At 50.1% G+C, this 12,886-nt stretch carries 12 protein-coding genes; 4 read left to right on the top strand and 8 right to left on the bottom strand.

Going from position 1 to position 12,886, the window contains the following annotated elements; translation table 11 throughout:
* Position 1 precedes the first annotated feature (1 nt).
* The 5 genes from fabY to typA form a co-directional block, all read right to left on the bottom strand.
* Positions 2–943: a fatty acid biosynthesis protein FabY gene (gene fabY, locus MNO13_RS24125; RefSeq protein ID WP_064541857.1), complete on the bottom strand. Its 942-nt coding sequence runs from the start codon at positions 941–943 to the stop codon at positions 2–4.
* A gap of 80 nt (positions 944–1,023) precedes the next feature.
* Positions 1,024–1,461 carry a D-aminoacyl-tRNA deacylase gene (gene dtd / locus MNO13_RS24130; RefSeq protein WP_241939392.1) on the bottom strand — a complete coding sequence of 146 codons (438 nt, stop codon included), beginning with the start codon at positions 1,459–1,461 and terminating at the stop codon, positions 1,024–1,026.
* Positions 1,458–2,330, bottom strand: coding sequence for a virulence factor BrkB family protein (locus MNO13_RS24135; protein WP_064541863.1), 873 nt, complete (start codon positions 2,328–2,330; stop codon positions 1,458–1,460). Before MNO13_RS24135 ends, dtd begins: the two co-directional genes overlap by 4 nt.
* On the bottom strand, positions 2,327–2,923 hold the full coding sequence (yihX, locus tag MNO13_RS24140; protein ID WP_064541864.1) for a glucose-1-phosphatase: 597 nt from the start codon (positions 2,921–2,923) through the stop codon (positions 2,327–2,329). The genes MNO13_RS24135 and yihX overlap by 4 nt, the downstream gene beginning before the upstream one ends.
* A gap of 153 nt (positions 2,924–3,076) precedes the next feature.
* A complete protein-coding gene (typA, locus tag MNO13_RS24145) occupies positions 3,077–4,903 on the bottom strand; it encodes a ribosome-dependent GTPase TypA (protein ID WP_064541867.1) in 1,827 nt (608 codons plus the stop codon).
* Between the two features lie 376 nt (positions 4,904–5,279).
* Here typA and glnA point away from each other — a divergent pair, with 376 nt between their 5' ends.
* The 3 genes from glnA (at position 5,280) to glnG (ending at position 9,389) form a co-directional block, all read left to right on the top strand.
* Positions 5,280–6,689 carry a glutamate--ammonia ligase gene (glnA, locus tag MNO13_RS24150; protein ID WP_064541871.1) on the top strand — a complete coding sequence of 470 codons (1,410 nt, stop codon included), beginning with the start codon at positions 5,280–5,282 and terminating at the stop codon, positions 6,687–6,689.
* Positions 6,690–6,921: 232 nt separating this feature from the next.
* A complete protein-coding gene (gene glnL / locus MNO13_RS24155; RefSeq protein WP_064541874.1) occupies positions 6,922–7,971 on the top strand; it encodes a nitrogen regulation protein NR(II) in 1,050 nt (349 codons plus the stop codon).
* A gap of 8 nt (positions 7,972–7,979) precedes the next feature.
* Positions 7,980–9,389 (top strand): nitrogen regulation protein NR(I), encoded by a 1,410-nt coding sequence (gene glnG, locus MNO13_RS24160; protein ID WP_064541876.1) that lies wholly within the window; start codon positions 7,980–7,982, stop codon positions 9,387–9,389.
* Between the two features lie 31 nt (positions 9,390–9,420).
* Here the strand turns inward: glnG and hemN are convergent, their stop codons facing one another.
* Together hemN and yihI are read right to left on the bottom strand one after the other, a co-directional pair.
* Positions 9,421–10,794 carry an oxygen-independent coproporphyrinogen III oxidase gene (gene hemN / locus MNO13_RS24165; protein WP_064541879.1) on the bottom strand — a complete coding sequence of 458 codons (1,374 nt, stop codon included), beginning with the start codon at positions 10,792–10,794 and terminating at the stop codon, positions 9,421–9,423.
* 149 nt (positions 10,795–10,943) lie between these two features.
* On the bottom strand, positions 10,944–11,465 hold the full coding sequence (gene yihI, locus MNO13_RS24170; protein WP_064541882.1) for a Der GTPase-activating protein YihI: 522 nt from the start codon (positions 11,463–11,465) through the stop codon (positions 10,944–10,946).
* A gap of 586 nt (positions 11,466–12,051) precedes the next feature.
* Between yihI and yihA the strand changes: the two genes are divergently transcribed.
* Positions 12,052–12,711: a ribosome biogenesis GTP-binding protein YihA/YsxC gene (yihA, locus tag MNO13_RS24175; protein WP_064541921.1), complete on the top strand. Its 660-nt coding sequence runs from the start codon at positions 12,052–12,054 to the stop codon at positions 12,709–12,711.
* A gap of 96 nt (positions 12,712–12,807) precedes the next feature.
* Here yihA and spfP read toward each other — a convergent pair whose 3' ends face one another.
* Positions 12,808–12,855 carry a small protein SpfP gene (gene spfP, locus MNO13_RS24605; protein WP_071892919.1) on the bottom strand — a complete coding sequence of 16 codons (48 nt, stop codon included), beginning with the start codon at positions 12,853–12,855 and terminating at the stop codon, positions 12,808–12,810.
* Positions 12,856–12,886: the final 31 nt, after the last annotated feature.

Here is a 12,886-nt window from a genome sequence, read left to right on the forward strand (position 1 = left end):
CTTATTCTTCTTCGTTCCCACCTTCTTCAAGTGGGCCAAAAGGTTTAGCGGGTAGTACCAGATACACTCCTTCAAATACCGCGCCTGGAGTATCATCGCCGTACAGCTCAACTTGCAATGCAACGCGAGCTTTGCGGCCTCGCGCCAGGCGGTCAAGATCACCGCTTAGCGACCCTAAATCGGCAATAGCACCCGGCCTTCCGGTGATCGGGCTGCTATATCGGATATGCGCATCGGCGAGAATAATCGTGCCGCCAAGATGCCGCTCGCGCAACATTAGCCAAATCAGCCCCCAACCCGTCAGCGTGGCGAGAGAAAACAAGCTGCCTGCAAATAAGGTCTGGTGCGGGTTTTGATTGCCTGCTTCCGGCATAGTGGTAATGAATTTCTGCCCGGTGTATTGCAGGATGCGCACGCCCATTTTTTCACTCAATGGAATGTGCTGATACCAGGCTTGTTGTAGCTGCCCACACCAGTCAGCGCGATGAAGAATGTCATCCAGTGAGGCAACCGGTTTAATCATCAAGTAATGGCGAATCGGGGTGGTCGAAGGCGTAGTAATTTCACCTTGATTCTCAAACCCCAGTTTGGCAAAAAATTCGACGGCATCTTCACGCGCGCTACACACCACACGTTTGACCCCTTCCTGACGCGCGACAGACTCAAGCGTCATCGCCACCAGCGTTCCCAGCCCTTTATCTTGCACAGACGGATGAACCGCCATAAAGCGAATAGCCGCTTCGTTATCGGCATTGATATACAAGCGGCCAATGGCAACAATACTTCCTTCTTCGTCCACCACCATTTGGTGATGAGCCATGGCATCCCAGGCGTCGCGCTCGGAGCCTTTGGGTTGATGCAGCGGCTTGCGCAACATCTCCCAACGAAACTGGTAATAGAGCTCAAGCTCTTCTTCGGTTTGCGGTACGCGAAGGTGATACATACATGTACTCTCTCTTGTTACGCGGGACCGGGTTTTGTCGGATGGCGCTTGCGCTTATCCGACCTACAAGTGCTGTGAATTCAGACCTGTAACCAAAACGTCACCGGGCCATCATTGGTCAGGCTCACCTGCATGTCGGCGGCGAAGCGCCCCTTTTCAGCCACGATGCCCTGTTGTCGACAGCGTTCAACAAAGTATTCATATAACTCTTCTGCAAGCTGTGGTGCTGCACCACCCGAGAAGCTCGGACGCATACCGCGTTCGGTATCGGCTGCGAGGGTAAACTGCGAAACCACCAGCACACTGCCACCGGCTTGCTGAACATTCAGGTTCATTTTGTCGTTTTCATCGCCAAAAATACGGTAACCCAAAACCCGCTCGCAAAGGCGATTCGCTTTCTGTTCGTTATCTTCTTTTTCGACACCCAATAACACTAAAAGTCCTGGGCCAATTTCACCCGTCACTTCACCCGCCACAGTGACGCGAGCGTGGGTGACGCGCTGAATTAATGCAATCATGGTTCTTCCAATTCTTCCCGCTGTGATTCAATGCGAAGTTTTCGGTAATCGCCGAGAGTGACAGTAATTTCGGCGCCGAGCAACACGATACACCAGGTCCAATAGACCCAGACAAATAAAATGGGGATCACGGCTAACACACCGTAAATCAACTGGTAAGAGGGAAACATGGTGATGTAGAGGGCAAAGCCTTTTTTCCCCAGCTCGAATAAAACTGCGGCGACCAGCGAGCCGATTAGTGCGTCACGCACAGGGACCCGCGTGGTTGGGACGATGCTGTAGAGCAACCAGAACGACAGCCAGGACAGCAGCAGCGGGAAGATGCGCAACATATCATCAATCACACTGTTAAAGCCCGTAACCCAACGCAGAGACAGCAAATAAGAGCTGATCGCCAGACTCGCCCCGGCCAACAGTGGCCCCAGCGTTAAAATCATCCAGTAAACCGCAAACGAATAGATTTTTGGGCGCGTACGCGTGCTGCGCCAGATGGTGTTCAGCGCACTATCCACGGCGTACATCAGTAATAGTGCGGTGACGATAAGCCCGCAGGCTCCCACCACCGTCATTTTGTTGGAGTTAGCGACAAACTGTTCGATATAGCGCTGAATAATATCGCCAGTAGCGGGCATAAAGTTTGAGAAGACGAAGTGACGCAACTGGACACTGATGTCGGCAAACATAGGGAATGCCGCAAACAACGCAAACACCACCGCAACCAAGGGCACCAGTGAGAGCAATGACACGTAGGCAAGGTTCCCTGCAAGCGTAGTCATATTGTCCTGGTCGATGCGGTGCCAGAGCAACTTTCCCCAGGCGATACACGGCCTGAGGTGTTGGCTCGTTTTACGATGAACGTTTTTTATCATAGGCCTTTTGCGAAATAGCCAGGCACCGTGTCTTTTCCGGTCACCAAAATGCTGGTGATACCCAACTGTTGAGCTCCTTTAATATTATCGGCATTGTCGTCAAAAAAGACCGCCTGATCCGCGCAAAAACCTTCTGTTTCGAGTAATTTTTGATAAATCTCTACCTCGGGTTTTCGCATACCCATTTCCTGGGACAGATAGATTTTATCTGCCGCCTCGGCAATTTGCGGATATTCACCCGGCCAGAAATAAGTGTGTAAGCGGTTGGTATTTGAAAGCACCACGACGCGATGTCCATCTTCGCGAAGTTTGTTCATCACGGTGATAACTTCTGTGCGTAACCCGACAAAGATAGCCTGCCAACCGGCGGAAAATTGATCGAAGCTCAGTGCCATGCCCATTTCTTCACAGACCGCTTCAGCAAACTCTTCATCACTAATTTGCCCACGCTCGTGGCGTTTGAAAGCCTCCCCCATCACAAAGCTTTTTTGCAAATTCGCTAGCGGTATACGGCTGTAATCGCTCCATACCCCCATCACGCGGTTGAAGTCGATATCAACAATGACGTTGCCTAAATCAAAGATATACAGCATAAGCCTCTCCTTTGCGTATGGACAAATAACTGTAGCGGTAAAGGGAGGCTTTGACTATCGGCGGGTTTGCAATGATGCAGGTTCTGCGAGCAACAGTGCAAAAAAAAGCCCCGCCTAAACAGGCAGGGCTTCAATGCTTTGCAGGAAAGAAACTTACGCTTCTTTGCCGCCACGACCCGCGCGTTTGCGGTCGTTTTCAGTCAGGTGACGTTTACGAATACGGACAGAAGTTGGAGTCACTTCTACCAGTTCGTCGTCATCGATGAATTCCAGAGCTTGCTCCAGAGACATCTTCAGTGCTGGGACCAGAGTGGTTGCTTCGTCAGTACCAGAAGCACGCATGTTGGTCAGTTTCTTACCGGTCAGGCAGTTTACAGTCAGGTCGTTAGAACGACTGTGAATACCGATGATCTGGCCTTCGTAAACTTCTGCACCGTGGCCCAGGAACAACTTGCCGCGATCTTGCAGACCGAACAGAGCAAACGCAACCGCTTTACCCTGGCCGTTAGAGATCAGCACGCCGTTCTGACGCTGGCCGATTTCGCCTGGTTTCACGTCGTCGTAATGGCTGAATGTGGAGTACAGCAGACCCGTACCAGAAGTCATGGTCATGAACTCAGTACGGAAGCCAATCAAGCCACGTGCTGGAATCAGGTAATCCAGACGGATACGGCCTTTGCCGTCAGGGATCATGTCTTTGACATCGCCCTTACGCTCGCCCATCGCCTGCATCACAGAACCCTGGTGTTGTTCTTCGATATCCAGAGTCACGTTCTCGAACGGCTCTTGCATACGACCATCGATCATACGGTTGATTACTTTCGGACGGGACACAGCCAGTTCGAAGCCTTCACGACGCATGTTTTCGATAAGAACAGACAGGTGCAGCTCACCACGACCGGATACACGGAATGCATCCGCATCTTCGGTTTCTTCAACACGCAGTGCAACGTTGTGCACCAGCTCTTTGTTCAGGCGGTCAAGGATCTGACGAGAGGTAACAAATTTACCTTCTTTGCCACAGAACGGAGAGGTGTTGACGTTGAAGAACATGGTAACAGTTGGTTCATCAACAGACAGTGCTGGCAGCGCTTCAACATTTTGCGTGTCGCAAAGGGTGTCGGAGATGTTCAGCTCGCCCAGACCGGTAATCGCGATGATGTCGCCGGCTTCCGCTTCGGTGGATTCAATACGCTCCAGGCCGAGGTGGGTCAGTACTTTACCGACTTTACCGTTACGAGTTTTACCTTCGCTGTCGATGATAGTGATTTGCTGGTTAGGCTTCACTTTACCGCGTTTGATGCGACCGATGCCGATAACACCAACGTAGTTGTTGTAATCGAGCTGGGAGATTTGCATCTGGAACGGACCATCAAGGTCAACGCTTGGTGCTTTAACGTGGTCAACAATCGCCTGGTACAGCGGGGTCATGTCTTCCGCCATATCACCGTGATCGTTACCTGCGATACCCATCAACGCTGATGCGTAGATGATTGGGAAATCGAGTTGCTCGTCAGTAGCGTCAAGGTTTACGAACAGGTCGAACACCTGATCAACAACCCAGTCAGGACGCGCGCCAGGACGGTCAACTTTGTTGATAACAACAATTGGCTTCAAACCATGAGCAAATGCCTTCTTGGTTACGAAGCGCGTCTGCGGCATTGGGCCATCCATTGCATCAACGACCAGCAGAACGGAGTCTACCATGGACATTACACGTTCAACTTCACCACCGAAGTCGGCGTGCCCAGGGGTATCAACGATATTGATACGGTAGTCATTCCATTTGATAGCGGTGTTTTTAGCGAGGATGGTAATCCCACGCTCTTTCTCCAAATCGTTGGAGTCCATCACGCGTTCAGTGGCTTCAGCACGGTCGTTACTGAAAGTACCAGATTGCTGCAGCAGCTTATCAACCAGGGTAGTTTTACCATGGTCAACGTGCGCGATGATGGCGATATTACGCAGATTTTCGATCACAACTTTGCCTCAGGCATTAGAAATAGCGCGTTATTGTACACGTATTAATCGAAGGACATAACAGGATCACAAAGAACTTTTACAAACAATGTTGAAAGTAAGGGTTTGTGATCGCTTTCACGGAGCAAAAAAGGGAGCCACAACGAAAATTGCACCAATATGGTGCTCAAATCTCAGACTGAAGCACTACATTGGTGCAAACTATCCATCATGGTGCATCCCTTTTGCACTATGGTGCGCATGATAGCGCCTTTTTAGGGTAATTTAAAAGTTGGCACAGATTTCGCTTTAAACATTTTAGGGCGAATAGCCAAACGAAGAAAGTATTGAACACCTCGTTACCACGACGACAATGACCAATCCGGGAGAGTTAAGTATGTCCGCTGAACACGTTTTGACGATGCTGAATGAACACGAAGTGAAGTTTGTAGATTTGCGCTTCACTGACACCAAAGGTAAAGAACAGCACGTCACTATCCCTGCTCATCAGGTTACTGCTGACTTCTTCGAAGAAGGCAAAATGTTTGATGGTTCTTCAATTGGTGGCTGGAAAGGCATCAATGAATCCGACATGGTTCTGATGCCAGATGCATCTACCGCTGTTATTGACCCATTCTTCGCTGATTCTACGCTGATCATTCGTTGCGACATTCTTGAGCCTGGCACCATGCAGGGTTATGACCGCGATCCACGCTCCATTTCCAAGCGTGCTGAAGACTACCTGCGTTCTACTGGCATCGCCGATACCGTACTGTTCGGGCCAGAACCAGAGTTCTTCTTGTTCGACGACGTTCGTTTCGGTAGCTCCATCTCCGGTTCTCACGTGGCTATCGATGATATCGAAGGCGCATGGAACAGCGGCACCAAATACGAAGGCGGCAACAAAGGCCACCGTCCTGCTGTTAAAGGCGGTTACTTCCCAGTTCCTCCGGTTGACTCCGCACAAGACCTGCGTTCTGCAATGTGTCTGACTATGGAGCAAATGGGCCTGGTTGTTGAAGCTCACCACCACGAAGTAGCAACTGCTGGTCAGAACGAAGTGGCTACCCGCTTCAACACCATGACTAAAAAAGCAGATGAGATTCAGATCTACAAATATGTGGTTCATAACGTTGCTCATGCTTACGGCAAAACAGCGACCTTTATGCCAAAACCAATGTTTGGCGATAACGGTTCTGGTATGCACTGCCATATGTCCCTGGCTAAGAACGGTGTAAACCTGTTCGCTGGTGACAAATATGCTGGCCTGTCTGAGCAAGCGCTGTACTACATCGGCGGTGTTATCAAACACGCTAAAGCCATCAACGCCCTGGCTAACCCAACCACCAACTCCTACAAGCGTCTGGTCCCGGGTTACGAAGCTCCAGTTATGCTGGCTTACTCTGCAGCTAACCGTTCCGCTTCAATCCGTATCCCAGTAGTTGCGTCTCCGAAAGCACGTCGTATCGAAGTGCGCTTCCCGGACCCAGCGGCTAACCCGTACCTGTGCTTCGCAGCACTGCTGATGGCTGGTCTTGATGGTATCAAGAACAAAATCCATCCGGGCGAAGCAATGGACAAAAACCTGTACGACTTGCCTCCAGAAGAAGCAAAAGAGATCCCACAAGTTGCAGGCTCTCTGGAAGAAGCACTGAACTGCCTGAACGAAGACCGCGAGTTCCTGACTGCGGGCGGCGTGTTCACTGATGAAGCTATCGATGCTTACATCGCGCTGCGTATCGAAGAAAACGACCGCGTGCGTATGACTCCGCACCCAGTCGAGTTTGAACTGTATTACAGCGTTTAATGACGTTGAGCAGATTGCTGACAAAATTCACTAAACAGGTGTTGTAGGGCTGCGCTTATCCGACCTACGAAGTGGTTTGTCATCAGTCTCAGAAGATTTTTAGTTGCCGTGGAAACTTTTAGCCCATCTCAGGATGGGCTTTTTTCTCCACAAATAATCTGCTGCAACAATATCTTTTGCTGCCAGGAAACTATAATGCACCATCACAGTGCAAATTATCGGAGACTGCTGTATGGCAACCGGCACGCTGCCCGATGCTGGGCAGATCCTGAATTCTTTAATCAATAGCATTTTACTGGTCGATGACGAACTGGCGGTGCATTACGCCAATCCGGCGGCACAGCAACTTTTGGCGCAAAGTTCACGCAAGCTGTACGGCACACCGTTACCAGAGCTGTTGAGTTACTTTTCACTAAATATTGGCTTGATGCAGGAAAGCCTGACCTCCGGCCAGGGTTTTACCGATAACGAAGTCACGCTGGTTATCGATAGCCGCTCCCACATTCTTTCCCTGACAGCACAACGTTTACCAGAAGGTTTCATCCTGATGGAAATGGCGCCGATGGATAACCAACGACGTTTAAGTCAGGAACAGTTACAGCAGGCACAGCAAATTGCCGCTCGTGACTTAGTACGTGGGCTGGCTCATGAGATTAAAAATCCACTTGGTGGGTTACGTGGTGCCGCGCAATTACTGGCAAAAGCCTTACCCGATCCTTCGCTCACTGAATACACCAAGGTGATTATTGAGCAGGCTGATCGTTTACGTAATCTGGTCGACAGGCTGTTAGGCCCGCAGCAACCTGGCATGCACGTTACTGAAAGTATTCATAAAGTCACCGAACGGGTGATGAAACTGGTGTCGATGGAATTACCTGCCAACGTGTCGCTGGTAAGAGATTACGACCCAAGTTTGCCTGAGTTAGCGCACGACCCAGACCAAATTGAACAGATTTTATTGAATATTGTGCGCAACGCGCTTCAGGCGCTCGGCAGCGATGGTGGTGAGATTGTGTTACGCACGCGTACCGCCTTTCAAATTACGCTGCACGGTACTCGTTACCGACTGGCTGCACGAATTGATGTTGAAGACAACGGTCCGGGTATTCCGGCCCATCTGCAGGACACACTATTCTACCCAATGGTGAGTGGCCGTGAAGGAGGGACAGGATTGGGTCTTTCTATTGCACGCAACTTGATCGATCAGCATTCGGGAAAAATCGAATTTAACAGTTGGCCAGGTCATACCGAGTTTTCGGTTTACCTGCCCATTCGTAAGTAGAGGTCTTTATGCAACGAGGGATAGTTTGGATCGTTGATGACGATAGCTCCATCCGTTGGGTGTTGGAACGCGCACTAACAGGGGCTGGTTTAAGCTGCACCACATTTGAAAGTGGCACTGAAGTCCTGAATGCTCTTGCAACCAAAACCCCGGACGTTTTGTTATCTGATATTCGCATGCCCGGCATGGATGGCCTGGCGCTGCTAAAGCAGATTAAACAACGCCACCCGATGTTGCCGGTCATCATAATGACCGCTCATTCAGACCTTGAGGCGGCCGTGAGTGCCTATCAGCAGGGTGCTTTTGATTACCTGCCTAAACCCTTTGATATTGATGAAGCGGTGGCTCTGGTTGAACGCGCCATCAGCCACTATCAGGAACAGCAGCAACCGCGCAATGTGCAGGTTAATGGGCCAACCACCGATATTATTGGTGAAGCGCCTGCGATGCAGGATGTGTTCAGGATCATTGGCCGCCTCTCCCGGTCATCAATAAGTGTGCTGATTAACGGTGAATCCGGTACGGGTAAAGAGTTAGTCGCCCATGCCTTGCATCGCCACAGCCCACGGGTGAAATCCCCTTTTATTGCGCTGAATATGGCTGCCATCCCAAAGGATTTGATTGAGTCTGAGCTGTTTGGCCATGAGAAAGGGGCTTTTACCGGCGCTAATCAAATTCGGCAAGGCCGTTTCGAGCAGGCTGACGGCGGCACACTGTTCCTCGATGAAATCGGCGATATGCCGCTGGACGTGCAAACTCGTTTGCTGCGCGTGTTGGCTGACGGACAGTTTTATCGTGTTGGCGGTTATGCGCCGGTAAAAGTTGATGTGCGAATTATTGCCGCAACGCACCAGAACCTTGAGTTACGCGTGCAGGAAGGGAAATTCCGTGAGGATTTATTCCATCGCCTGAACGTAATTCGCGTGCATTTGCCACCCCTGCGCGAACGCCGCGAAGATATTCCGCGTCTGACTCGTCATTTCTTGCAAGATGCTGCAAAAGAGTTAGGTGTGGAAGCCAAGCAGCTTCATCCCGAAACCGAAACAGCATTAACGCGTTTGGCCTGGCCTGGAAACGTGCGCCAACTGGAAAATACCTGTCGCTGGTTAACGGTCATGGCGGCAGGCCAGGAAGTATTGATTCAGGACTTGCCTGCCGAGTTGTTCGAGACAACCATTCCCGATAGCCCGGCACATTCTCAATCCGACAGTTGGGCAACTTTACTGGCGCAATGGGCAGATCGCGCATTACGTTCCGGTCATCAGAATTTACTCTCTGAAGCTCAACCAGAAATGGAACGCACACTGCTAACGACGGCACTGCGGCATACGCAAGGCCACAAGCAGGAAGCGGCTCGTTTACTTGGCTGGGGGCGCAATACCCTGACGCGTAAGTTGAAAGAGTTGGGGATGGAATAACAAAAAGGCGGCGTACAAGCCGCCTTTAGTTTTATATCACGCGCGAGAACTGCTGGAGGCGTGCCTTCTGGCGCAAGTAAGTATCAAAGCACATGCAGATATTACGGATTAGCAGACGACCTTTAGCTGTCACCTGAATGTGTTTACCATCAACATCCACCAGCCCATCTTTCGCCAATGGTGCCAGTAATTTCAGATCCTCGGCAAAGTACTCTGCAAAATCTAAATCCCAAAGCTGTTCAATTTCGGCAAATTTAAGCTGGAAATTACAAATCAATGCTTTGATAACATCACGACGGATGCAGTCATCGCGGGTGAGTGCCAGGCCGCGCCACAGCGCATCGCCCTGCTGATCAACCTGCTGATAATAGGTTTTAAGCTCTTTCTGGTTCTGCGCGTAGCAGTCGCCAATCATGCTGATGGCAGAAACGCCCATTCCCAGCAGGTCGGTATCACCCTGAGTGGTGTAGCCCTGGAAGTTACGGTGCAGTTTCCCTTCGCGTTGAGCAATCGCCAGTTCGTCATCTGGCCGCGCAAAGTGGTCCATGCCAATAAACTGATATCCCGCATGGGTCAGCGAACCGATGGTTTCTTGCAGAATGTCGAGTTTTTGCTGGGCGCTCGGTAAGTCTTCGTCTTTAATTTTGCGCTGTGCTGCAAACAACGTCGGCAAGTGCGCGTAGTTAAAAACGCTTAAACGGTGAGGACTAAGTTCTGCAACACGCTTGAGTGTGAAGGCAAAGCTTTCTGGCGTCTGCTTTGGCAGGCCGTAGATCAAGTCAATATTGGTCGAGGTGAAGCCAAGTTCTCGCGCTCGCTGAATCAGCGCGAAGATAAACTCTTCGTCTTGCTCACGGTTAACCAGGCGCTGCACTTCTTTGTTGAAATCCTGCACGCCCATGCTCAGGCGGGTAAACCCTTCCTGGCGCAAATGGTCCAGCACATCGAGTTCGATTTCACGCGGATCGATTTCAATGGACAGCTCAGCATCTTCATCGAAATTGAAATGACCCCGTAGAAGCCCCATCAGACGGCTTATCTGCGCTTTACTGAGGTAAGTTGGTGTACCACCGCCCCAATGCAACTGACTGACGTGACGGCCTTTAAAGAGCGGTGCACGATGGGCTATCTCTTGTTCAAGCGCATCAAGGTATTGATCAGCCTTATGCGTCTGGCGGGTCACAATTTTATTGCAGCCGCAGAAGTAGCAAAGTTTATGGCAGAACGGGATATGAACGTACAGCGAAAGCGGGCGCTCAGGATAACGAGCCACCGCTTCAAGAAATGCCGCCTCACCGAAGCCTTCTGAGAACTCCAGCGCGGTGGGATAAGAGGTATAACGTGGCCCTGAATAATTATATTTCTGGATCAGGGCCAGATCCCAATCGATTAACTGCTCAGACATGCTTACTTCCTCCGGTGATGCCGCATTCGTTGACGGCGCAACGATTTTTGCAATCGCGACAACCGCCGTAGTTTAACGAATAACCACAGCAGATAACACACCAGAGGAATAACCACGATAAGAACAGGTAATTCCATTGCGAAAGACCGTTAATCAGTGCCTTTGAGCAGGCGCATCAAATCATCGCCCTTCTCTTTTTCTTCTTCATCTTCGTCATCTTCATAGGCGATGCCGAGTTCTGCCATTAGCGCATCAATACGATCAAGCTTAGCGTTAACCCACGCCTGCTCTTCTGCATTAAGCGTTTCACCTTCTTCAAGACGTTCCAGCAGCGCGTCCAGGCGCTCATCATTTTCCAGCAAATCCAGTTCAGCCTGTGGTGTGAGCATAGGTTTCTCGATTTTAGGTTTGTGCTGTTTAGGTTTTTTGACCTGGACTTCAGTTACACCCAGGGCGATTGGTTTTTTACTGCCAATGCGCGGATCTTTAGCCTGACTGCTGCCACTTCCACTTTTCGCTTGAACACCGCCAGTTGCACGGCTACCCGCTGCATGCCCGCTGTGTTTTTTATCACGTTTACGGTCACGTGCTTCACGATCGATCTCTTCACGCGTTTTACGACGTGCTTTTGAAGGCTTGGAACCAGGTGCTGCTGAGTTTTGTTGCTTCATAATAAATTATCTTGAGCCATTTTTATTCAGTATAGAATTGCGGCGGAATCTAGCAGAAAGCAAGCAAAGAAAAAAGGCGGCAGGTTAACCTGTCGCCTTTTTCTTGTCTCTGGACCGTTATCTGGTCACACAATCCCTGTTCGCACTCGACGCCCTGTCTATCCTTTGCAAACAACTTCCGTGTAAATCCTTGTCCCTTTTAAACGTCTCCAGACGTTGCCTCCTGGCACTTCCCTGGTTCTTCGCCATCCTGACGATCCTGAACCCTCATCCTGAGTTGCTATCCTTTGTGGCTCTCCTTTGCCTGTGCCGCTTACTTTACTCTTAGCGCCTGGTTCTACAAGGTAGGTATTTGTGTTAAGGCATTGATACAATCAATCCATATCGGTTTAATATGCTGTTTTATAGAGTATTTTAATAATGTCTGCATTTATCAACGCTGCGTTGTCTGCCAGTATGAATGGTCAATGTCTTACAAACTGCAGGCGTATCTCTGTAATCCTGTAAGCCTTGCTGAGAAACACGGCGTTTTCGCCACGTTCAGGTATAATCCCCCACAATGCTCATCCTGAGGGAGACAACCGTTTTGAAAAACTGGAATTATCAACTGACCCACTTCGTGCTTAGCGCACCGGATATTCGCCATTTACCTTCTGATACTGGTATTGAGGTTGCTTTCGCAGGCCGCTCTAACGCAGGGAAATCCAGCGCATTAAATACGCTGACTAATCAGAAAGCACTGGCTCGTACCAGTAAAACACCTGGCCGTACTCAGCTCATCAACTTGTTTGAAGTGGCTGAAGGCTTACGTGTGGTGGATTTACCGGGCTATGGCTACGCCGAAGTACCGGAAGAAGTAAAACTGAAATGGCAGCGCGCGCTTGGTGAATACCTGCAAAAGCGTAATAGCCTGAAAGGCCTAGTGGTGCTGATGGATATCCGTCATCCGCTTAAAGACCTTGATCAGCAAATGATTCACTGGGCCGTTGCGAGCAACATTCCAGTCATGCTGCTGTTAACCAAGGCCGACAAGCTGGCATCTGGCGCTCGTAAAGCGCAGTTAAATATGGTGCGTGAAGCGGTTGTGGACTTTAACGGTGATATTCAGGTAGAAGCGTTTTCGTCGCTGAAGAAAATTGGTGTCGATGTACTGCGTCATAAGCTTGATGGCTGGTACAACGATATTCCACCAGCAACTGAAGAAGACGACGTAGAAGAAGAAGACGACGAAGCAACTGGCGAATAAAAATAGGCATGGGTTCGCCCGTGCTTTTCCTTTCTTTCCTGACTCGCGCCCAATAAAAAACGCCCCAGTCATTACTGACTGGGGCGGCTAAAATATTCAGCCAAATCCGATTACGTGAAGTAAAAGGTCTGAAAGATAGAACATCTTACCTCTGTACCCTACGCGAATAACTCTA

It is taken from the genome of Buttiauxella ferragutiae (assembly GCF_022637515.1).
In the GTDB taxonomy this organism is placed as follows: domain Bacteria; phylum Pseudomonadota; class Gammaproteobacteria; order Enterobacterales; family Enterobacteriaceae; genus Buttiauxella; species Buttiauxella ferragutiae.

Bases quoted from the DNA above. Each gene is read 5' to 3' on its own strand.
- glnL (WP_064541874.1), top strand. From the start codon at position 6,922: ATGGCAACCGGCACGCTGCCCGATGCTGGGCAGATCCTGAATTCTTTA.
- glnG (WP_064541876.1), top strand. From the start codon at position 7,980: ATGCAACGAGGGATAGTTTGGATCGTTGATGACGATAGCTCCATCCGT.
- yihX (WP_064541864.1), bottom strand. From the start codon at position 2,923: ATGCTGTATATCTTTGATTTAGGCAACGTCATTGTTGATATCGACTTC.
- dtd (WP_241939392.1), bottom strand. From the start codon at position 1,461: ATGATTGCATTAATTCAGCGCGTCACCCACGCTCGCGTCACTGTGGCG.
- MNO13_RS24135 (WP_064541863.1), bottom strand. From the start codon at position 2,330: ATGATAAAAAACGTTCATCGTAAAACGAGCCAACACCTCAGGCCGTGT.
- yihI (WP_064541882.1), bottom strand. From the start codon at position 11,465: ATGAAGCAACAAAACTCAGCAGCACCTGGTTCCAAGCCTTCAAAAGCA.
- fabY (WP_064541857.1), bottom strand. From the start codon at position 943: ATGTATCACCTTCGCGTACCGCAAACCGAAGAAGAGCTTGAGCTCTAT.
- glnA (WP_064541871.1), top strand. From the start codon at position 5,280: ATGTCCGCTGAACACGTTTTGACGATGCTGAATGAACACGAAGTGAAG.
- hemN (WP_064541879.1), bottom strand. From the start codon at position 10,794: ATGTCTGAGCAGTTAATCGATTGGGATCTGGCCCTGATCCAGAAATAT.